Genomic DNA, 20,297 nt, shown 5'->3' on the forward strand with positions numbered 1-20,297 from the left:
TGACGCCGACAGGAGAACTATGACCGGTCAAACGCAGCAATTTTCATTCAAAGTGCTCACCATTAATACACATAAAGGCTTTACCGCCTTTAACAAGCGCTTCATTTTACCGGAGCTGCGCGATGCCGTGCGCACCGTCAGCGCCGATATTGTCTGCCTGCAGGAGGTGATGGGCGCCCACGAAGTCCATCCGCTACACATCGAGAACTGGCCGGACACCACCCACTATGAGTTTCTGGCGGATACTATGTGGAGTGACTTCGCCTATGGACGTAACGCCGTTTACCCGGAAGGGCATCATGGAAATGCCGTGCTGTCGCGTTACCCTATTGAACATTATGAAAATCGCGATGTGTCCGTGGACGGAAGCGAAAAGCGCGGCGTGCTCTACTGCCGCATCGCACCGCCGGTGCTCTCTCACCCTATCCATGTGATGTGCGTTCATCTCGGCCTGCGTGAAACCCACCGTCAGGCGCAGCTGACAATGCTGGCTGACTGGGTCAATGCCCTGCCCGAAGCAGAACCCGTGGTAGTGGCAGGTGATTTCAATGACTGGTGGCAAAAGGCGAACCATGCGCTGAAGACCGCCGCCGGACTGGACGAGATTTTTACCCGGGCGCACGGGCGTCCGGCCCGGACCTTTCCGGTTCACCTGCCGCTGCTGCGCCTCGATCGGATCTACGTAAAAAATGCTAACGCCAGTTCGCCCACCGCGTTGCCGCTGCGAAACTGGCGACATCTGTCTGACCATGCCCCTCTTAGCGCGGAGATTCATTTATGAAATGCAGCTGGCGTGAAGGCAATCAGATCCAGCTACTGGAGAACGGCGACCAGTACTACCCCGCCGTGTTTGAAGCCATTGATCAGGCACAACAAAGAGTAATTCTGGAGACGTTCATCTGGTTTGAAGATGACGTGGGGAAAGCGCTTCATGCCGTTCTGCTCGCAGCAGCATTACGCGGCATTAAGGTCGAGGTACTTTTAGACGGTTATGGTTCACCGGATCTCAGCGACCGCTTCGTCGGCGAACTCACGTCGGCAGGGGTGATTTTTCGCTATTACGATCCGCGCCCACGCCTGTTTGGTATGCGCACGAATCTCTTTCGCCGCATGCACCGTAAAATTGTGGTGGTTGACGATAAGGTGGCTTTTGTTGGTGGAATCAACTACTCCGCTGAGCACATGTCCGACTACGGCCCGGAGGCTAAACAGGATTATGCGGTACGGGTGGAGGGGCCGATCGTGGCTGATATTCTTCAGTTTGAAGTGGAGAATCTACCGGGGCAAAGCGCCGTACGCCGTTGGTGGAAACGGCATCATCGGGCGATTGAAAATCATCAGCCTGGCGAAGCGCAGGCCCTGTTTGTCTGGCGTGATAACGAAGAGCACCGCGACGACATTGAACGCCACTATCTGAAAATGCTCACCCAGGCAAGGCGGGAAGTTATCATCGCCAACGCCTATTTCTTTCCCGGCTATCGCCTGCTCCATGCCATGCGCAAGGCCTCCCGACGAGGGGTGAGGGTAAAGCTGATCGTACAGGGCGAGCCGGATATGCCCATTGTCACCGTTGGCGCGCGCCTGCTTTATAACTATCTGGTGAAAGGCGGCGTGCAGGTCTATGAATACCGCCGCAAACCTTTGCATGGCAAAGTGGCGCTGATGGACGATCGCTGGGCAACGGTCGGCTCCAGTAACCTGGATCCCCTCAGCCTGTCGCTCAATCTGGAAGCGAATCTGATTATTTACGACCGCGCTTTTAACCAGACCCTGCGCGACAACCTCAATACCATTATCGCCCACGACTGCAAGCAAGTTGACGAATCCATGCTGCCCAGGCGCACCTGGTGGAACCTGAGCAAAAGCGTGCTGGCGTTCCACTTCTTACGCCATTTCCCGGCGCTGGTCGGCTGGCTTCCGGCGCATACGCCGCGTCTGGCGCAGGTAGACCCACCGGCACAGCCGACAATGGAAACGCAGGATCGCATCGAAGCGCAGGATACGGGAGGGAAACCCTGATGGCAAAATCGCATCCACGCTGGCGGCTGGCGAAAAAGATCCTCACCTGGCTGTTTTTTATCGCCGTGATCGTGCTGCTGGTGGTCTACGCCAGTAAAGTCAACTGGGAAGAAGTCTGGGCGGTGATCCGCGATTACAACCGGGTTGCATTACTAAGCGCCATCGGGCTGGTGGTTCTCAGCTATCTGCTCTATGGCTGCTACGATCTGCTTGGACGTTTTTATTGCGGGCATAAACTGGCCAGGCGCCAGGTGATGCTGGTGTCGTTTATCTGCTATGCCTTTAATCTGACCTTAAGTACCTGGGTGGGCGGCATTGGTATGCGCTACCGACTCTACTCCCGCCTCGGTTTGCCCGGTAGTACCATCACACGAATTTTCTCGCTCAGTATCGCCACCAACTGGCTGGGGTATATCCTGCTTGGCGGGGTTATCTTTACTTTTGGTGTCGTACAGTTACCCGCCCACTGGTACATCAGTGAGAATACGCTGCGCTTTTTGGGGGTGGCGCTGTTGCTGGTGGTCGTGGTGTACCTGTGGTTTTGCGCCTTTTCCAGACATCGCCATATGACCATTAAAGGACAAAAATTAGTGCTGCCGTCGTGGAAATTCGCCGTAGCGCAAATGGTCATATCCAGTATTAACTGGATGGTCATGGGGGCCATTATCTGGTTATTGTTAGGCCAGAGCGTCGACTTTTTCTTCGTGCTCGGCGTGCTGCTGGTCAGCAGTATTGCTGGCGTTATTGTGCATATTCCTGCCGGAATTGGCGTACTGGAAGCGGTGTTTCTGGCCCTGCTGGCGGGAGAACATACCTCACAGGGAACGATCATTGCCGCACTGCTCGCTTATCGCGTGCTGTATTACTTTATGCCGCTGTTGCTGGCGCTGATTTGTTACCTGCTTCTGGAAAGTCGGGCGAAGACGTTACGGGCGAAAAACGAGAAGGCGCTGGCGAAATAATTGTGAAGGGTTATGCCGGATGAGCAAAATGTCATCCGGCACACTGAGATCAGCGACGATTACCGAGGATACGCAGCAGCATCAGGAACAGGTTGATGAAGTCCAGATACAGCGTTAACGCCCCAAGAATCGAGTATTTACGCAGGTTAGAACTGTCGCGTACATCGATTTGCTCACCGATATTTTTCAGTTTCTGGGTGTCATACGCGGTCAGACCGACAAACACCACCACCCCGATGTAGGTTACTGCCCACATCAGCGCTTCGCTCTTCAGCCAGAAATTCACCAGCGACGCCAGAATAATGCCGATCAGCGCCATAAACAGCATGTTGCCCAGACCGCTGAGATCGCGTTTAGTGGTGTAACCATACAGGCTCATGGCGCCGAACATCCCGGCCGTCACCACGAACGTGCTGGCAATAGAAGATGCCGTGTAAACGATAAAAATACTGGAAAGCGTCAGGCCGGTCAGGACGGAATAGAGCATAAACAGCGTGGTCATCACCCCCGCGCTGAGCTTATTAATCAGACCCGATAACACAAAAACGACGGCCAGCTGCGCGATGACAAGCCCGAAGAAAACGATCCTGTTGGTATACAACAGTTCCATAAAGGCAGCGGAATTTGCCGCATACCATGCGGTAAACGCAGTCAACAGCAGCCCGACTGTCATCCAACCGTAGACCTGCGCCATATAGGTTTGCAGGCCGGAACGTGCCTGTACAATGGAATCGGTTCGTGGGAATCGGTCCATGACTATCTCCTGAATTCAGATTAAAAATGATACACCCGTCATACTTCAAGTAGCAGGTGCGTTAGCCGCGGATTTGTCAGAAACTCCGGTCACAGAGCTATCTGCGCTCCCTGAGATTTCTTCCCTTGCCGCCTTTCTGCCACGCGAATTATTTAGGGTATACCTCTGAATAAGATTATCACATTATTTTATTACCAGCGTTTTGCCGCTTGCCGATCGCTGTCGCGCGCTTCCACCCAGCGGTCCCCTTCCGGCGTTGCTTCGCGCTTCCAGAACGGCGCGCGGGTCTTCAGATAATCCATAATGAACTGCCCGGCGTCAAAGGCGCTACTGCGATGGGCACTGGTCACGCCGACAAAAACAATTTCATCGCCCGGCCACAGCTCACCGATACGGTGGATCACCGTCACACGTCCCAGCGGCCAGCGGCGACGCGCCTCTTCCACGATATCCGCCAGCGCTTTTTCGGTCATGCCGGGATAATGCTCCAGGGTCAGCGCCTGCACGCTGTCACCGAGATTGTGATTGCGCACCTTGCCGGTAAAGGTCACGACCGCGCCATCTTCATCACGCTGCGCCAGCCAGGGGTACTCTTCCCCTACGCTAAACGGCGCGTGGTCGACAACAATTCGGGTTTCCGCCATCTCAGCCCCCTGTGACCGGAGGAAAGAACGCGACTTCATCGCCTTCCACCAAAGGATGGTCAAAGCTGACCAGCGTCTGGTTTACCGCCGCCAGCAGCTTACCGTCTTCCAGCGCCAGCGCCCAACGATCGCCCGTAGCAGCCAGATGTTCACGCAGCGTTTCCACCGTCGGGAAGTCTGCCGGTACCTCCAGCGAGTCCGCCCCAGTCAGTTCGCGAACCTGCGCAAAAAACAGAACTTTAATCATCCGCATCCACCTTAAAATCACCGGACTTACCGCCGCTTTTCGCCAGCAGACGAACCGGACCTATCACCATATCTTTTTGCACCGCTTTGCACATATCATAGATGGTCAGCGCCGCCACGGACGCCGCGGTTAAGGCTTCCATCTCCACGCCGGTTTTCCCCGTCAGGCGACAGAGCGATTCGATACGGACACGGTTATGTTCCGGCTCGGCCTGCAGCTGTACTTCCACCTTGCTCAGCAGCAACGGATGGCACAGCGGGATCAGCTCCCAGGTGCGCTTCGCCGCCTGAATACCGGCAATACGCGCGGTCGCAAATACATCGCCCTTATGGTGGCTACCTTCAACGATCATCGTCAGCGTTTCACTGCGCATCGTCACAAACGCTTCCGCACGGGCTTCACGTACGGTTTCCGCTTTGGCGGAGACATCCACCATATGCGCTTCGCCAGCGGCGTTAATGTGGGTCAGTTGCGGCATATTTATTTCTTCAAATGTGGGTGGAAATTGCACGGACGCGTACGCGCATCCAGCTGCGGGGCGATGATGTTATCCCAGGCGGTGCGACATGCCTTCGTGGAGCCAGGCATGGCGAAAATCAACGTGTTGTTCGCCACCCCGGCGACGGCGCGGGATTGCAGCGTGGCGGTGCCAATCTCTTCAAACGACAGCATACGGAACACCTCGCCAAAGCCTTCGACCTCTCTGTCGAACAGCGGCAATAGCGCTTCCGGCGCCTGGTCGCCTTCCGTCAGCCCCGTGCCGCCGGTAATTAATACGACCTGTACGTCATCGCTGGCAATCCACGCTGACACCTGGGCGCGAATCGCGTAGCGGTTTTCTTTAACGATTGCTTTGTCGACGACCTGATGACCGGCTTCCTGCGCTGAATCGCGCAAAAAATGGCCGGACGTGTCGTCTTCTTCACCACGACGATTCGAAACGGTAAGAATAGCAATGCGGGTCGGGATAAATTCAGCGCTTACCTGACTCATCTTTAATCTCCTATATACGCACAAAATTATTCAGGTTATCTCAGGGCAGCAAGGGAGTGCCCCCGGAAACTTACAGAAGTAAGTGACTGGGGTGAGCGACAAATCTGTCAGGAACAGATTTGAATGTCGCAGAGCGACGGCCCGTAAGGGCGAGCCTCATGGATGAGACAGGTAACTCCACAGCCCGCGCAGAGACAGCATGAAGGATGAAGTGCATAACGTTTAACCGCCAATGTACGATAAGTTTTGCGTAATACCGGTATGGTTCTGGTGCAGAAAATGGGTCTGTTTTTTCTCCCGCAAAGCGCCTGAAATGCGCTCTTCCAGCGCCTGCTGCTGAACATCCTCAGCCAGCAAATCGCGCAGGTTCACGCCGCCTTCGCCAAACAGGCAAAGATGCAGCTTGCCGATGGAAGAGACGCGCAGACGGTTGCAGGTGGCGCAGAAATCTTTCTCATAAGGCATGATGAGGCCGATTTCACCGGCATAATCGGGATGGCAGAAAACCTGGGCCGGACCATCGCTGCGCTGGCGCAACTGATGGATCCAACCACGGCGCAGCAGCTCATCGCGCAGCACCTGACCAGAAATATGGTGTTTACGGAACAGTTCACTCCCCTCGCCCGTCTCCATCAATTCAATGAAGCGGAGCTGGATGGGGCGCCCCTGGATCCAGGAAAGAAAGGTATCTAACTGATGGTGGTTCACATCGCGCATCAGCACGGTGTTAACTTTGACTTTCTCGAAACCGGCGTCAAACGCGCTATCAATACCCGCCATCACCTGCTGAAATTTATCCTGTCCGGTAATGGCATGAAACTGACGGGCATCCAGACTGTCAACGCTGACGTTAATCCCTGTCAGCCCTGCATTGCGCCAGTTTGCGGCGTCGCGTGCCAGACGGTAACCATTGGTAGTTACCGCAATCTGACGAATGGCATCGTTTTCACGCACGGCAGCGATGATATCGGTGAAGTCGCGGCGCAAAGAAGGCTCGCCGCCTGTCAGACGCACTTTCTCAGTACCCAGGCTGGCAAAGGCACGAGTCACCCGGCGAATTTCATCGACAGTAAGAAAACCGTTGTTGGTGACGCCGCCTGGCTTATAGCCATCCGGCAGACAGTAGGTGCAACGAAAATTGCACACATCGGTAATCGACAGACGCAAGTAATAGAACTTGCGTGCGAAAGCATCGGTCAGTTGTGAGGCCATGTACACCTTTCCATATACGGGAGGCGGAGTCATTTCTTCCTGCGCCCTGGTGGCAACGCGATTAAGCATCGTCACGGCCAAAGCACCGTATCTTTTGACCCAGGTGCAGAGGCTAGAGTGTGTTTATGTAGTTAAGAGCCAGATGGGACGAGCTCTAAGCCGATAGTAGCGTGTAAACGGACATTGTGCCATTCACACTTACGCTGTATAAACATGTATATAGCGTCATGATCGTGCCATTTCGCTACAGAATAAGCGAAAATCACACCTTTGCATTGATGTACATCATTTCCGGCGCAGCCCCGCTTCGCTCTAAAGGAGTAGATCCAGACAGTTTTTTTTATTTACCTGTGGGTCAGCCAATTGCTGAAAAGCCGCGATTTGCGTTACTGTAGCGCGGTTAATTTGACTTCAGGAACTTTTATGCGCAATCGTACGCTGGCTGACCTTGATCGTGTCGTCGCTCTCGGCGGAGGGCATGGATTAGGACGCGTTCTCTCGTCACTCTCCTCACTGGGTTCACGCCTGACGGGAATTGTCACCACCACGGATAATGGGGGTTCAACGGGGCGTATTCGCCGCTCGGAGGGGGGGATTGCCTGGGGTGATATGCGCAACTGTCTGAACCAATTGATCACCGAACCCAGCGTTGCTTCAGCGATGTTTGAGTACCGTTTTGGCGGGAATGGCGAACTTTCCGGTCATAACCTCGGAAATCTGATGTTAAAAGCGCTGGATCACCTCAGCGTGCGGCCTCTGGAAGCGATAAATTTAATTCGTAGCCTGCTAAAAGTGGATGCGCACTTAATCCCCATGTCTGAACTGCCGGTTGACCTGATGGCGCTGGACGCCCAGGGGCATGAAGTCTACGGTGAAGTGAACATTGATCAACTCACTACCCCACCTCAGGAGCTGATGCTGTCGCCGAAGGTTCCAACAACGCGGGAAGCGGTACAGGCCATTGCCCAGGCCGATTTAATCCTGATTGGGCCAGGCAGCTTCTATACCAGTCTGATGCCAATCCTGCTGCTTGATGAACTGGCGCAGGCATTGCGCCGCACATCTGCACCGATGGTTTATATCGGTAATCTGGGTCGTGAACTGAGTCTCCCCGCCGCGAGCCTGACGCTTGCTGATAAGCTGGCAGTCATAGAGCAGTACGTCGGGAAGAAAGTGATTGATGCGGTCGTTGTGGGGCCGAAAGTGAATGTTTCAGGGATTACCGACCGGGTTGTGATCCAGGAAGTGCTGGAGGCCAGCGATATTCCTTACCGTCATAACCGCCAGCTGCTGCACTGCGCGCTGGAAAAAGCAATTCAGGCGCTGGGGTAACGGGCGGTATGGTTGCCCGATGGCGCAAGCTCATCGGGCCAACGCAACGCCTTTGGTGATCACGACGCCGCGATAAACAGCTCGCGCAGCTGATGCAGCTGGTCGCGGATCTGTGCGGCCTCTTCGAATTCCAGATTTTGCGCATGCTGCATCATCTGTCCCTCCAGCTCGTGGATCTTCTGCTGCAACGCTTTTGGCGACATATCCATTTCCACCACATCGGACTTCGCCGCCGCGCGCGATTTCCCTCTGCCCTTCGCTTTGGTTTTCGCCAGGCTTTGCCCCAGCGCCAGGATATCAACCACTTTCTTATTCAGGCCCTGTGGGATGATTCCGTGCTCTTCGTTATACAGCTGCTGTTTCTCGCGACGACGTTCAGTTTCACCAATCGCTTTTGCCATCGACGCGGTGATTCTGTCGCCATACAGGATGGCTTTCCCGTTAACGTTACGCGCCGCGCGACCAATGGTCTGAATCAGAGAACGTTCAGAACGCAGGAACCCCTCTTTGTCGGCATCGAGAATCGCCACCAGAGACACCTCAGGCATGTCCAGGCCTTCTCGTAACAGGTTGATACCCACCAGCACGTCAAACTCGCCCAGACGCAAATCACGAATGATTTCCATACGTTCTACGGTATCGATATCCGAGTGCAGATAGCGCACTCGCTCGCCGTGCTCTTCGAGATATTCAGTCAGGTCTTCCGCCATCCGTTTGGTCAACGTGGTGACCAGCACACGTTCGTTAATTGCCGCACGGATACGAATCTCAGAAAGCAGATCGTCGACCTGCGTCGCCACCGGACGAACCTCAATGACCGGATCCAGCAGCCCGGTGGGTCGCACGACCTGATCGACCACATCGCCACCGGATTTCTCCAGTTCGTAATTCCCGGGCGTGGCGGAAACGTAGATGGTTTGCGGCGCCAGCGCTTCAAACTCTTCAAACCTCAGCGGACGGTTATCCAGCGCGGAAGGCAGACGGAAGCCATATTCCACCAGCGTCTCTTTGCGCGCCCGATCGCCGCGGTACATGCCGCCAATTTGCGGGATGGTAACGTGCGATTCGTCCACCACCAGCAGACCATCCGCGGGCAGATAATCAAACAGCGTCGGCGGCGGTTCGCCTGGCCCACGCCCTGAAAGAAAGCGAGAGTAGTTTTCAATACCTGAGCAGTAGCCCAGCTCGTTCATCATCTCAAGATCAAACTGTGTGCGCTGGGTTAAGCGCTGTTCTTCCAGCAGCTTATCGTTCGCCAGCAGAACCTTTCTCCGGTCCGCCAGCTCCACTTTGATCTCTTCCATCGCCTGCAGGATACGCTCACGTGGCGTCACATAGTGCGTTTTTGGGTAGATGGTATAGCGGGGAATCGTCGATTCAATCTGTCCGGTCAGCGGATCGAACAGCGACAGGCGCTCCACCTCTTCATCAAACAGTTCCACGCGCAGCGCGATGTCATCTGATTCCGCCGGGAAGATGTCGATCACCTCGCCGCGCACGCGAAAGGTGCCGCGCTGGAAAACCTGATCGTTACGGGTGTACTGCAACTCCGCGAGCCGCCGCAGGATCGCCCGCTGGTCAATAATCATGCCGACCGTAAGGTGCAGCATCATCTTCAGATACAAATCCGGATCGCCCAGACCGTAGATCGCCGAAACGGACGCCACCACGATGACGTCACGACGCTCCAGCAGCGCTTTGGTCGCCGACAGCCGCATCTGTTCAATATGTTCGTTAACCGAGGCGTCCTTCTCGATGAAGGTATCAGAACTCGGCACGTAGGCCTCCGGCTGGTAGTAGTCATAGTACGAGACGAAATATTCCACCGCGTTATCCGGAAAGAACTCCTTCATCTCGCCATAGAGCTGCGCTGCGAGCGTTTTATTGGGGGCCATCACCATGGTCGGTCGCTGAAGATCGGCAATCACGTTGGCGATAGTAAACGTTTTTCCTGAACCCGTTACGCCCAGCAAGGTCTGGTGCGCCAGGCCATCCTCCAGTCCCTCTTCCAGACGGCGTATCGCCTCCGGCTGATCGCCAGAAGGTTTAAAAACAGAATTCAGTTTGAACGGTTTACTCATGAGCAGCTACCTGAAGGAATGGGCGGGCAGGTGTGTAATTTTACTCCTGATGGCCAATATTGCCAGCAAAATATACTGGATGAAAAAACAGTAGCGCATCATAATACTGCTGTTACGCGCCGTAATGTGCCATCAGCACGGGGGGAAATTTAGCTCCTGACAAGATAAAACACCGTCTAAAGCGGGTTATCCCCAGACCTCCGACTTTCTTAACATTTGTCAAGTCGCGTTATGAAACTTTTATGGCAACCGATGACACTTTCCTTACAGCCATTGATTTTATATAACCAACTGTATCACAAAGGATATTTCCTTGAGACGGCTTTCGCATCAATTCAGCTGCAGGCCGCGTATTCTCTCGCTTACCCTGGGTTTTCTAACTCTAATACACAAGGTTATCCACAGGAATAGTGGATAACTGCTTCCAGCCCGTATGGACTGCCGCCTGGCTAATACGCCCACTTTGCTCCAAAAGCGCGACTAAAAAAAAATTATCACTAATTTTCGATTTTTATCTGCTGACGGCAGGCAAGATATCGCTCGCAATTTCGCCATCTTTACCTGCGGTTTAACGCGGTAAGATCGAGATATTGTCCTGTCATTGCATATTCAGCCTGCTGCGTAAGCCAGGGGATTTCTCCCAGTAACGGCGCCGGAATCATCCTTGTGAGCGTCGCCATATATTCGGCGTGTCGCTTCCCCGGCACCACCACATCATTCGCCACCCAGCCGTCCAGCCGCAGTCCGGCCTGCCGTATCGCCTGCGCTGTGAGCACTGCATGGTTGATACAGCCCAGCTTCACCCCGACCACCAGAATCACCGGCAGACGTTCCTGCTGCACCCAGTCGGCAAAGGTGAGCGTCTCCGACAGCGGCGTAAACCAGCCTCCGGCGCCTTCCACCAGCAGCCAGTCCGCCTGCGCCTCCAAAGCGCGCAGGCCTGCGGACATCACGCAAGCCTGAATCGGCCTCCCCTCTTCAGCGCTGATAATATGCGGTGACGTCGGTTCCGCGAAGGTGTAGGGGTTCACCGCTGCATACTCCAGACGCAGGCTACTGTTACGCTGCAGGGCCAGGGCATCGCTGTTACGTAACCCACATGCGGTCATTTCGCTGCCGGAGGCGACAGGTTTGTAGCCTGCCGTCCGGTAGCCCAGGCGCGCCGCAGCCTGTAACAACGCGCAACTGGCAACCGTCTTGCCGACTTCGGTGTCGGTTCCGGTGACAAAAAATCGATTATTCACGTTCAATGACTCCCAGAAAAAGATGATATGTCAGGGGAAATCGCCCCTGCCGCTGTGGCCAGGCCAGCTGAAGCTGTTGCAATTGCGCACGCGTCAGCACGCGCTGTTCGCGCCCTTCGTGCAAATGGGTTGCGCCAATCCCCTTCAGTGAACGCATCGCGCTGAGCGCATCGTCAAACCACACGGTGAGGGTTTGCCTCTGCCCGCACCCGCGCCAGTCGTTTACGACATTCTGTAGCGCATCTTCCGCTAAAAAGCGGTTGGCATGGGGCCGTTCATCAACGGCCCGCCACGCCTGATGCAGTTCCGGCAGCGAGCCGTGCGCCAGGGTAGAGAAAGCCACGCAGCCGCCGGGACGCACCACACGACAGAGTTCGCTTAACGCCCCCCGCAAATCGTTACACCACTGGACGGCCAGATTGCTCCACGCCAGATCAAACCCTGCGCAGGTCAGCGGCAGCGATTCGATATCGCCAGCCAGATAGTGGTGCGCAACCGCCTGACGACGCGCCTCATCCAGCATCTGCACTGACAGATCCAGGGCGGTTACGTGACTGCCCCGTTCGCGCCAGTAGCGGCTCAGCCGACCGGGACCGCATCCCGCGTCCAGCACCTGTGCAAAAAACCTTTCCGGCAGCTGCCCCAGCAGCGCATCCGCGCTCAGGCGCTGAAGTTCGGCATGCTGTTCGTATTGGCTCGCCGCGCGGCCAAACGCCGCCGCGATGGCTTGTTTATTAACCAGCGCCATGCAGCGCCTCCAGCAAACGATCGATATCCTGCGGTTCATGCGCGGCGGTTAGCGTCAGACGCAAGCGGGCGGTACCCGCGGGCACAGTCGGTGGACGGATGGCGGTCACCCAGCATCCCTGGCTGCGTAATCGCTCTGCCAGCTGTAGCGCCCGAACGTTATCGCCAACGATTAACGGCTGGATGGCGCTTTGCGAATCTGCCAGCGTAAAGTGCGTGGCGTTGATTGCCGATCGAAACTGCTGAATTAGCGTCGCCAGCTTTTCCCTCCGTTTATCCCCCTCCTCACTGCGCATAACGTCCAGCGCGGCGCTCAATGCCTGCGCCTGGGCAGGCGGCATACTGGTGCTGTAAATCAGGTGACGGGCAAACTGCAACAGATAATCCGCCACGCTGTCAGAGCAGAGAACTGCCGCGCCGCTGACGCCGAAACCTTTGCCGAAAGTCACCACCAGCAGTTCTGGCTTCACCTGCTGTTGCCAGCAGCTTCCCCGTCCTTCCTGTCCGATAACGCCGATGCCGTGGGCATCATCCACCAGCAGCCAGCCGTTATGCTCCTGGGCGATACGATGAATTTCCGCCAGCGGCGCGCTGTCGCCATCCATACTGAAAACGCCCTCGGTCACCACCAGCTGTTGCCCCGGACAGGGGGCCGCCAGCAGGCGCGCAAGGTGCTCCGGATTGTTATGGGTATAGCGACGAAGCGCCGCCGGACTGAGACTGGCGGCCTCCAGCAGCGACGCATGGCTGAGACGATCGGCGACAATCCGGTCATCTTTTGCCATTAATGCCGCAATAACCGCCTGATTCGCCGCAAAGCCGGAGATAAACAGCAGGGCGCGGGGGTAGCCCAGCCAGTCTGCCAGCGACGCTTCCAGCTGCCGGTGCGCCACGCTATAGCCGCTGACGTGGCCCGATCCTCCGCTGCCGACGCCAAACCGTTCGGCACCCTGTTGCCAGGCTCGAATAATCTGCGGGTGACTGCTCAGGCCAAGATAGTCATTGTTCGAGAAGTTAAGATATCGCTGGCTATTGGCGGTAAGCCAGCGCCCCGCCCCCTGCTCAACCACGTGGCGAGTTCGCAGGGTATCGGTCGAACGACGCGCCGCGAGCGCCTCGTCGATTTTTTGCTGCCAGCTCATACTGCTGCCGCGTTGTAATAATCGTCAGTATCCGGGGTCAACAGCGCCTGTTCCAGACGCTGTTGCTGCTCGTTATCGCCCGCCAGCACGGCGGTTTGCTGTGGATTCAGCCCCAGCTTGCGGAACAACCGGAGATCGTTATCTTCTTCCGGGTTCGGGGTAGTCAGTAATTTGCAGCCGTAGAAAATGGAGTTAGCCCCGGCCATAAAGCACATCGCCTGGGTCTGTTCGTTCATCTGCTCGCGTCCGGCAGAGAGGCGCACATATGAAGTCGGCATCATGATGCGCGCCACGGCAATGGTGCGAATAAAATCAAACGCATCCACATCCTCGTTATCCGCCAGAGGCGTCCCCTTCACCTTCACCAGCATGTTGATCGGTACGCTTTCCGGCGGCGTTGGCAGACTGGCCAGTTGCAGCAGCAGTCCGGCGCGATCTTTTACCGTTTCGCCCAGACCCACAATGCCGCCGGAACAGACTTTGATCCCGGCGTCGCGCACTTTATCCAGCGTGTCGAGGCGCTCCTGGTATGAACGCGTGGTGATGATATTGCCGTAGAATTCCGGGGAGGTATCGAGGTTGTGGTTGTAGTAGTCCAGTCCGGCGTTCGCAAGACGCAGCGCCTGGGACTCATTCAACGTCCCAAGCGTCATACAGGCTTCCAGCCCCATTGCCTTCACGCCCTGCACCATCTGCTCCAGGTACGGCATATCGCGCTCGTGAGGGTTCTTCCACGCCGCCCCCATGCAGAAACGGGTGGAACCGGCGAGCTTCGCTTTCCGCGCAGAGTCCAGCACCTGCCCGACCTCCATTAATCGTTCTGCCTCCAGCCCGGTTTTGTAGCGCGAACTCTGCGGGCAATACTTACAATCTTCCGGGCAGGCGCCGGTTTTAATCGACAGCAGCGTGCTGACCTGTACCTGACGGGGATCGAAGTGCTGGCGATGAATTTGCTGTGCTTCAAACAGCAAATCCAGCAGCGGTTTTTCAAATAATTCGGTGACTTGCGACAATGTCCAGCGAGAAGAGTGAGCCATATTTGTCTACTTTTCGTTGTGAGTTTCATGTAGACTCGTAAACCTAAATGTTTTTAATTTGGTTTACAAGTCGATTATGACACCGGACGATCTTGCCTTTGACCAACGCCATATCTGGCATCCCTACACCTCCATGACCTCTCCGCTGCCGGTTTATCCTGTTGAACGTGCGGAAGGCTGCGAACTGATTTTATCCAGCGGCGAACGGCTGATTGACGGCATGTCCTCCTGGTGGGCGGCGATTCACGGTTATAACCACCCGCAGCTGAACGCCGCGATGAAAACGCAGATCGACGCGATGTCACACGTGATGTTTGGCGGAATAACCCATACGCCCGCCGTCAACCTGTGCCGGAAGCTGGTCGCGATGACGCCGGAACCGCTGGAATGCGTATTCCTCGCGGATTCCGGCTCGGTAGCGGTTGAAGTGGCGATGAAAATGGCGCTGCAATACTGGCAGACGAAAGGCGAAGCGCGCCAACGCTTTCTGACGTTTCGTAATGGTTATCACGGCGATACCTTCGGCGCGATGTCGGTGTGCGATCCGGACAACTCCATGCATAGCCTGTGGAAGGGCTATCTGCCGGAAAACCTCTTCGCCCCGGCGCCGCAAAACCGGATGGAGGGCGAATGGGACGAACGCGATATGGTGGCCTTTGCCCGCCTGATGGCCGCACACCGTCATGAAATTGCCGCGGTCATTCTGGAACCTGTCGTGCAGGGCGCGGGGGGAATGCGGATGTATCACCCGGAGTGGCTGCGCCGGATCCGCAGGATGTGCGACCGCGAAGGTATCCTGCTGATTGCCGATGAAATTGCCACCGGATTTGGCCGTACTGGTAAGCTGTTTGCCTGTGAGCACGCCGGGATCGCACCGGATATTCTGTGTCTCGGCAAGGCGTTAACCGGCGGTACGATGACGCTTTCCGCCACCCTGACCACGCGTGAAGTGGCAGAAACCATCAGCAACGGCGAGGCCGGTTGTTTTATGCATGGCCCAACCTTTATGGGCAACCCGCTGGCCTGTGCGGTGGCGACGGCCAGCCTCTCGGTGCTGGAAACCGGCGAATGGCAGCAGCAGGTAGCGGCCATTGAGGCGCAGCTCCGCGTCGAACTTGCCCCTGCACGCGACTGCGCCAGCGTTGCAGATGTGCGGGTGCTCGGCGCCATCGGCGTGGTGGAAACGACCCGTCCGGTCAACATGGCAGCGTTGCAAAAATTCTTTGTTGAACAAGGCGTCTGGATCCGTCCGTTTGGCAAACTGATCTACCTGATGCCGCCTTATCTCATTGCGCCAGCGCAGCTCCACCGCCTGACTCAGGCAGTGAACAATGCCGTGCGCAATGAAGCATTTTTTGTGGATTAATTAGCGGTAGGCTGCCTGACGCCTGGCTACACTTTTTGCGGTCTGTATTTTTTATTAACGCGAAATGGATATTTCATCGTTCTGGACCTCCAGATTAAGGTATCTGGTGTCCAGGATTTGGGGTTCAGTGCACGAGGAGCCTCCCTTGCCCGTTCACGGGTATGAGGGTTTCAGGGAAACAATGAACATACGGTGAACGGAACCCTTTGCCATTGTTAAAAATTCTCCGTTATCTCTTAAACGGTTGGCATTATCCCACCGCCAAAATCTTCACGTTTCACGCGCTCGCCAGCGCGTCGATAACCGCTATGTTCAGTCAGGTCTTGTTGTGCCGGATAGCAACGCTAAGGCGTTTTATCCGGCATTTTCTGACAGAAACGCGGGCATCAGTTTAAGCAATGCTCCCTGCGTCAGTAGCCTGGTCGCACATTCGATATCCGGCGCGAAGAAGCGATCGTCCGTGTAATGGGCAACCTCCTCACGCAGCGCTTTCCGCGCCTGTTCCAGCAGTGGACTGGACGTCAGACCGTCCCGCAAATCAATCCCCTGACAGGCCGCCAGCCACTCTACGGCAATCACCCCGCGGGTGTTGGCTGCCATCTCCCACAGTCGGCGACCTGCGGCTGGCGCCATTGAGACGTGATCTTCCTGGTTTGCCGACGTCGGCAGGCTGTCAACGCTGTGCGGATGCGCCAGCGCTTTATTCTCGCTCGCCAGCGCGGCGGCGGTGACCTGGGCGATCATAAAGCCCGAATTAACCCCGCCATTCTTCACCAGGAAAGGCGGCAGTTGCGACATATGCTTATCCATCATTAACGCGATGCGTCGTTCCGACAGCGAACCGATTTCCGCAATCGCCAGCGCCAGGTTATCCGCCGCCATCGCCACCGGCTCAGCGTGGAAATTGCCGCCGGAGATCACATCCCCCTCTTCGGCAAAGACCAGCGGGTTATCCGATACGGCGTTCGCTTCAACCAGCAGCACCTCCATCACCTGGCGCATCTGTGTCAGACAGGCTCCCATTACCTGCGGCTGACAGCGCAGCGAATAGGGATCCTGTACCTTCTCACAGTTGTGATGTGACTGTGAAAGCGCGCTGGTTTCCGTCAGCACATGGCGATACAGCGCGGCGGCGTCAATCTGCCCACGCTGACCGCGTGCGGCGTGAATGCGGGCGTCAAAAGGCCGACGCGATCCCAGCACCGCTTCGGTGGTCAGCGCCCCACAGACGACAGCGGAAGCGAACAGCTCCTGCGCTTCAAACAGGCCGCGCAGCGCAAACGCGGTGGATGCCTGCGTGCCGTTGAGCAGCGCCAGCCCCTCTTTTGCCGCGAGAGTGATGGGTTCCAGACCCGCCTTTTTCAGCGCCTCTCGCGCCGGTAGCCATTCGCCCTGCCAGCGCGCTTTCCCTTCCCCCAACAGCGTTAGCGACATATGGGCCAGCGGCGCTAAATCCCCCGATGCCCCCACGGAACCTTTTGCCGGGATCAGCGGCCAGACCTCCGCGTTGACCAACGCCATCAGCGCTTCAATTACGCTCAGACGGATCCCGGAGAAGCCCCGCGCCAGGCTGTTGATTTTCAGGACCATAATCAGGCGCACCATCGCGTCATCCAGCGGTTCGCCCACCCCTGCGGCGTGGGAGAGCACCAGAGAACGCTGTAGATTCTGCAAATCCGCATTGGCGATGCGCGTTTGCGCCAGCAGGCCGAAACCGGTATTGATACCGTAGGCGGTGCGCCCTTGTGCAACGATATGATTAACGCAGGCAACGCTGGCATTAATCCCGTCAATGGCGCGGGTATCGAGACTGAGCTGCACGGGGTTCTGCCAGACATCGCGCAGTTGAGAAAAACTCAGCTGACCTGGCGTAAGTGTCAATGTGTTCATATCAGCGTTTTCCCTGCGTCGCGGCAACCATCGGAAGATTCAGACCTTGTTCCGCCGCGCATTCGACGGCGATGTCGTACCCGGCGTCGGCATGACGCATCACCCCCGTGGCCGGATCGTTGTGCAACACTCTGGCGATACGGGCGGCGGCCTCATCGCTCCCGTCGCAGACGATGACCATCCCGGCATGCTGGGAGAACCCCATTCCCACCCCGCCGCCATGATGCAGCGAAACCCAGGTCGCGCCGCTGGCGGTATTGAGCAGCGCGTTCAACAGCGGCCAGTCGGAAACCGCGTCAGATCCGTCGCGCATCGCCTCAGTTTCCCGGTTCGGGCTGGCGACGGAGCCGGAGTCCAGATGATCGCGGCCAATCACGATCGGCGCAGAAACCTCCCCTTTACGTACCATTTCATTGAACGCCAGTCCCAGTTTCTGCCGCCATTCCAGACCGACCCAGCAGATACGCGCCGGTAAGCCCTGGAAGCTGATCCGCTCCCGCGCCATATCCAGCCAGTGATGAAGGTGCGCGTCATTCGCCACAATCTCTTTCACTTTGGCGTCGGTTTTATAAATATCCTGCGGATCGCCGGACAGCGCCACCCAGCGGAACGGGCCGATGCCGCGGCAGAAAAGCGGGCGGATATAGGCCGGAACAAAACCTGGAAAATCAAAAGCCTTCTCCACGCCCATCTCTTTAGCCATCTGACGAATATTGTTGCCATAATCAAAGGTCGGCACCCCCATTTCGCTGAACGCCAGCATGGCCTGCACATGCTTCGCCATAGAGCGCTTCGCCGCCAGCGCCGTTCCCTGTGGGTCTGACGCGGCTTTTGCCTGATACTCCTCCCAGCACCAGCCGGACGGCAGATAGCCATGCAGCGGATCGTGGGCGCTGGTCTGGTCGGTCACCAGATCCGGGCGCACGCCGCGTTTTACCAGCTCAGGAACGATATCCGCCGCGTTGGCGCACAGGGCAATCGACACCGCTTTGCCTTCACCCGTATATTTTTCGATACGCGCCAGCGCGTCAGCAAGCGAGGTGGCCTGCTCATCGACATAGCGGGTGCGCAGACGAAAATCGATACGGCTTTGCTGACACTCAATATTCAGCGAGCAGGCGCCCGCCAGCGTCGCGGCCAGGGGCTGCGCACCGCCCATCCCACCCAGCCCGGCGGTAAGCACCCAACGCCCATTCAGGTTGCCTGCGTAATGCTGACGTCCCGCTTCAACAAAGGTTTCATAGGTGCCCTGCACAATGCCCTGTCTGCCAATGTAGATCCAGCTTCCTGCCGTCATCTGGCCATACATCGCCAGCCCTTTGGCATCCAGCTCATGAAAGTGCTCCCACGTCGCCCAATGCGGCACGAGGTTTGAGTTAGCTATCAGCACGCGTGGGGCGTTCTCATGGGTTTTAAAGACGCCAACCGGTTTGCCGGACTGCACCAGCAGAGTTTCGTCGGCTTCCAGTTCAGTTAACGCGTTAACAATAGCGTCATAGCATTCCCAGCTACGCGCCGCGCGGCCTGTCCCACCGTAAACCACCAGCTCATGGGGATTCTCGGCAACGTCCGGGTCGAGATTATTCATTAACATGCGCAGCGCCGCTTCGGTCAGCCAGCTTTTAGCCGTTAATGTGGTGCCGCGAGGGGCGCGGATATTTTGCTGACGGTACTTGCTTTGGGACATGACAGAGACTCCTCAGGCTGACGCAGGCACGTCTTTTCCGGCCCACGGTGAACGTGAATAAGTCACTAACATATACTTGTCTATACAAGCCATCGCAAGGATGTGATTAACAAAAATGATACAATTTTGTTATATTGCGTCAGCAATCACGGTTTTCAGAGCTGTCCGCTCAGGACATAAAATGCCCCTGTAAGCGGTAGCGGGAGCCAGGAAAAAGCAGACGGGCGTGAGAAACAATCTCCGTGGCCGACCAGGTCGTTCGTCGGATCAGCAGGCAGGGGTCATGTTCTTTGATGTTCAGCAGGGCGCACTCTTCTGCCGTGGCTCGCACCGCCTCAACAATATGCTCCCCCTCGGTGAGTGGCGCGACCAATGACAGATAAGCATGCGGCGTGGTCTGGCTGTAATCCTGTGTCAGATACGCCGGTACAATATCCGCATTCACGCAGCGATCTTCAATCTGCACCGGCAGCTCGTTTTCAAAATGGACCATCACCGAATGGAAAATCGGCGTCCCCTCTTTGACGTTCAGCGACACAGCCTGCAAGGCATTGGCCTGCGTTTTTTCCAGCCTCAGCACCTTGCAACGATGCAGATGCTGGCGGGCGGCAATCTCATCAGCAATACTGCGGATTTCAAACAGCGCGGACTGCCCCTTCGGTTCTGCGACAAAGGTACCGACCCCCTGTAAACGCACCAGCAGCCCCTCATCCGTTAACTCACGCAGCGCCCGGTTGATGGTCATCCGGCTGAAGCCATACTGTGCCACCAGTTCAGCCTCAGAGGGAATGCGATCGTGCGGCTGCCAGACGCCGCTGGCGATCTTCTCGCTAATCTCCTTTTTGATCTTTTCATAGAAAGGGGCAGGCGCATTCACCTGGGCGGGACGGGGTCGGGATGGGTACATGCGTGAGCCTTCCTTATGCGTATCATTTTATTT

The 20,297-nt window shown here is 56.6% G+C and carries 19 protein-coding genes and 1 riboswitch; of the genes, 5 read left to right on the forward strand and 14 right to left on the reverse strand.

Translation table 11 applies throughout. The features are described 5' to 3' along the window. The first annotated feature begins 19 nt into the window (after window positions 1–19). The 3 genes from C3432_RS08955 to C3432_RS08965 are packed head-to-tail and all read left to right on the forward strand — an operon-like array spanning window position 20 to window position 2,981. A complete protein-coding gene (locus C3432_RS08955) occupies window positions 20–781 on the forward strand; it encodes an endonuclease/exonuclease/phosphatase family protein (RefSeq protein ID WP_103776268.1) in 762 nt (253 codons plus the stop codon). Then, on the forward strand, window positions 778–2,019 hold the full coding sequence (clsB, locus tag C3432_RS08960) for a cardiolipin synthase ClsB (RefSeq protein ID WP_103776269.1): 1,242 nt from the start codon (window positions 778–780) through the stop codon (window positions 2,017–2,019). Before C3432_RS08955 ends, clsB begins: the two co-directional genes overlap by 4 nt. Then, complete coding sequence (locus C3432_RS08965; RefSeq protein WP_103776270.1) at window positions 2,019–2,981, forward strand: lysylphosphatidylglycerol synthase domain-containing protein; 963 nt, start codon at window positions 2,019–2,021, stop codon at window positions 2,979–2,981. The genes clsB and C3432_RS08965 overlap by 1 nt, the downstream gene beginning before the upstream one ends. Before the next feature lie 49 nt (window positions 2,982–3,030). Here the strand turns inward: C3432_RS08965 and C3432_RS08970 are convergent, their stop codons facing one another. From C3432_RS08970 to moaA, 6 genes are all read right to left on the reverse strand, one after another. Then, window positions 3,031–3,735, reverse strand: coding sequence for a Bax inhibitor-1/YccA family protein (locus tag C3432_RS08970; protein WP_103776271.1), 705 nt, complete (start codon window positions 3,733–3,735; stop codon window positions 3,031–3,033). 191 nt (window positions 3,736–3,926) lie between these two features. Continuing rightward, a complete protein-coding gene (moaE, locus tag C3432_RS08975) occupies window positions 3,927–4,379 on the reverse strand; it encodes a molybdopterin synthase catalytic subunit MoaE (RefSeq protein WP_103776272.1) in 453 nt (150 codons plus the stop codon). Window position 4,380: 1 nt separating this feature from the next. After that, a complete protein-coding gene (moaD, locus tag C3432_RS08980; protein ID WP_103776273.1) occupies window positions 4,381–4,626 on the reverse strand; it encodes a molybdopterin synthase sulfur carrier subunit in 246 nt (81 codons plus the stop codon). Then, a complete protein-coding gene (moaC, locus tag C3432_RS08985) occupies window positions 4,619–5,104 on the reverse strand; it encodes a cyclic pyranopterin monophosphate synthase MoaC (protein WP_103776274.1) in 486 nt (161 codons plus the stop codon). Before moaC ends, moaD begins: the two co-directional genes overlap by 8 nt. Window positions 5,105–5,106: 2 nt before the next feature. After that, window positions 5,107–5,619 carry a molybdenum cofactor biosynthesis protein B gene (gene moaB, locus C3432_RS08990; RefSeq protein WP_103776275.1) on the reverse strand — a complete coding sequence of 171 codons (513 nt, stop codon included), beginning with the start codon at window positions 5,617–5,619 and terminating at the stop codon, window positions 5,107–5,109. Between the two features lie 222 nt (window positions 5,620–5,841). Then, complete coding sequence (gene moaA, locus C3432_RS08995; RefSeq protein ID WP_103776276.1) at window positions 5,842–6,831, reverse strand: GTP 3',8-cyclase MoaA; 990 nt, start codon at window positions 6,829–6,831, stop codon at window positions 5,842–5,844. Further along, window positions 6,819–6,963: riboswitch (molybdenum cofactor riboswitch) on the reverse strand. Its footprint overlaps the gene before it by 13 nt. 291 nt (window positions 6,964–7,254) lie before the next feature. Between moaA and yvcK the strand changes: the two genes are divergently transcribed. After that, the gene (gene yvcK, locus C3432_RS09005; protein WP_103776278.1) at window positions 7,255–8,163 is read left to right on the forward strand and encodes a uridine diphosphate-N-acetylglucosamine-binding protein YvcK; all 909 of its coding nucleotides are present in this window, start codon (window positions 7,255–7,257) and stop codon (window positions 8,161–8,163) included. A 59-nt stretch (window positions 8,164–8,222) separates the two neighbouring features. Here yvcK and uvrB read toward each other — a convergent pair whose 3' ends face one another. The 5 genes from uvrB to bioB all read right to left on the reverse strand — a co-directional run bounded on the left by uvrB (window position 8,223) and on the right by bioB (window position 14,414). After that, on the reverse strand, window positions 8,223–10,244 hold the full coding sequence (uvrB, locus tag C3432_RS09010; protein ID WP_103776279.1) for an excinuclease ABC subunit UvrB: 2,022 nt from the start codon (window positions 10,242–10,244) through the stop codon (window positions 8,223–8,225). 557 nt (window positions 10,245–10,801) lie between these two features. Then, window positions 10,802–11,488, reverse strand: coding sequence for a dethiobiotin synthase (gene bioD / locus C3432_RS09015; RefSeq protein WP_103776280.1), 687 nt, complete (start codon window positions 11,486–11,488; stop codon window positions 10,802–10,804). Continuing rightward, entirely contained in the window at window positions 11,481–12,236 is a 756-nt protein-coding gene (bioC, locus tag C3432_RS09020) for a malonyl-ACP O-methyltransferase BioC (protein WP_103776281.1), read from the reverse strand. The genes bioD and bioC overlap by 8 nt, the downstream gene beginning before the upstream one ends. Beyond that, window positions 12,223–13,377 carry an 8-amino-7-oxononanoate synthase gene (gene bioF / locus C3432_RS09025; RefSeq protein ID WP_103776282.1) on the reverse strand — a complete coding sequence of 385 codons (1,155 nt, stop codon included), beginning with the start codon at window positions 13,375–13,377 and terminating at the stop codon, window positions 12,223–12,225. Before bioF ends, bioC begins: the two co-directional genes overlap by 14 nt. After that, window positions 13,374–14,414 (reverse strand): biotin synthase BioB, encoded by a 1,041-nt coding sequence (gene bioB / locus C3432_RS09030; RefSeq protein WP_103776283.1) that lies wholly within the window; start codon window positions 14,412–14,414, stop codon window positions 13,374–13,376. Before bioB ends, bioF begins: the two co-directional genes overlap by 4 nt. 76 nt (window positions 14,415–14,490) lie before the next feature. Between bioB and bioA the strand changes: the two genes are divergently transcribed. Beyond that, the gene (bioA, locus tag C3432_RS09035) at window positions 14,491–15,780 is read left to right on the forward strand and encodes an adenosylmethionine--8-amino-7-oxononanoate transaminase (RefSeq protein ID WP_103776284.1); all 1,290 of its coding nucleotides are present in this window, start codon (window positions 14,491–14,493) and stop codon (window positions 15,778–15,780) included. A 354-nt stretch (window positions 15,781–16,134) separates the two neighbouring features. Here bioA and hutH read toward each other — a convergent pair whose 3' ends face one another. From hutH to C3432_RS09050, 3 genes are all read right to left on the reverse strand, one after another. Then, window positions 16,135–17,670, reverse strand: coding sequence for a histidine ammonia-lyase (gene hutH, locus C3432_RS09040; protein WP_103776285.1), 1,536 nt, complete (start codon window positions 17,668–17,670; stop codon window positions 16,135–16,137). A 1-nt stretch (window position 17,671) separates the two neighbouring features. Next, on the reverse strand, window positions 17,672–19,357 hold the full coding sequence (hutU, locus tag C3432_RS09045; RefSeq protein ID WP_103776286.1) for a urocanate hydratase: 1,686 nt from the start codon (window positions 19,355–19,357) through the stop codon (window positions 17,672–17,674). 169 nt (window positions 19,358–19,526) lie between these two features. Continuing rightward, window positions 19,527–20,264 (reverse strand): histidine utilization repressor, encoded by a 738-nt coding sequence (locus C3432_RS09050; protein ID WP_103776287.1) that lies wholly within the window; start codon window positions 20,262–20,264, stop codon window positions 19,527–19,529. Between the last annotated feature and the right edge of the window lie 33 nt (window positions 20,265–20,297).

It is taken from the genome of Citrobacter amalonaticus, assembly GCF_002918555.1.
Taxonomy (GTDB): Bacteria; Pseudomonadota; Gammaproteobacteria; order Enterobacterales; family Enterobacteriaceae; genus Citrobacter_C; species Citrobacter_C amalonaticus_A.

What these genes read in the sequence shown, in the direction of transcription:
- C3432_RS08955 (WP_103776268.1), top strand. Translation starts at nt 20, where the DNA reads ATGACCGGTCAAACGCAGCAATTTTCATTCAAAGTGCTCACCATTAAT.
- clsB (WP_103776269.1), top strand. Translation starts at nt 778, where the DNA reads ATGAAATGCAGCTGGCGTGAAGGCAATCAGATCCAGCTACTGGAGAAC.
- C3432_RS08965 (WP_103776270.1), top strand. Translation starts at nt 2,019, where the DNA reads ATGGCAAAATCGCATCCACGCTGGCGGCTGGCGAAAAAGATCCTCACC.
- C3432_RS08970 (WP_103776271.1), bottom strand. Translation starts at nt 3,735, where the DNA reads ATGGACCGATTCCCACGAACCGATTCCATTGTACAGGCACGTTCCGGC.
- moaE (WP_103776272.1), bottom strand. Translation starts at nt 4,379, where the DNA reads ATGGCGGAAACCCGAATTGTTGTCGACCACGCGCCGTTTAGCGTAGGG.
- moaD (WP_103776273.1), bottom strand. Translation starts at nt 4,626, where the DNA reads ATGATTAAAGTTCTGTTTTTTGCGCAGGTTCGCGAACTGACTGGGGCG.
- moaC (WP_103776274.1), bottom strand. Translation starts at nt 5,104, where the DNA reads ATGCCGCAACTGACCCACATTAACGCCGCTGGCGAAGCGCATATGGTG.
- moaB (WP_103776275.1), bottom strand. Translation starts at nt 5,619, where the DNA reads ATGAGTCAGGTAAGCGCTGAATTTATCCCGACCCGCATTGCTATTCTT.
- moaA (WP_103776276.1), bottom strand. Translation starts at nt 6,831, where the DNA reads ATGGCCTCACAACTGACCGATGCTTTCGCACGCAAGTTCTATTACTTG.
- yvcK (WP_103776278.1), top strand. Translation starts at nt 7,255, where the DNA reads ATGCGCAATCGTACGCTGGCTGACCTTGATCGTGTCGTCGCTCTCGGC.
- uvrB (WP_103776279.1), bottom strand. Translation starts at nt 10,244, where the DNA reads ATGAGTAAACCGTTCAAACTGAATTCTGTTTTTAAACCTTCTGGCGAT.
- bioC (WP_103776281.1), bottom strand. Translation starts at nt 12,236, where the DNA reads ATGGCGCTGGTTAATAAACAAGCCATCGCGGCGGCGTTTGGCCGCGCG.
- bioF (WP_103776282.1), bottom strand. Translation starts at nt 13,377, where the DNA reads ATGAGCTGGCAGCAAAAAATCGACGAGGCGCTCGCGGCGCGTCGTTCG.
- bioB (WP_103776283.1), bottom strand. Translation starts at nt 14,414, where the DNA reads ATGGCTCACTCTTCTCGCTGGACATTGTCGCAAGTCACCGAATTATTT.
- bioA (WP_103776284.1), top strand. Translation starts at nt 14,491, where the DNA reads ATGACACCGGACGATCTTGCCTTTGACCAACGCCATATCTGGCATCCC.
- hutH (WP_103776285.1), bottom strand. Translation starts at nt 17,670, where the DNA reads ATGAACACATTGACACTTACGCCAGGTCAGCTGAGTTTTTCTCAACTG.
- hutU (WP_103776286.1), bottom strand. Translation starts at nt 19,357, where the DNA reads ATGTCCCAAAGCAAGTACCGTCAGCAAAATATCCGCGCCCCTCGCGGC.
- C3432_RS09050 (WP_103776287.1), bottom strand. Translation starts at nt 20,264, where the DNA reads ATGTACCCATCCCGACCCCGTCCCGCCCAGGTGAATGCGCCTGCCCCT.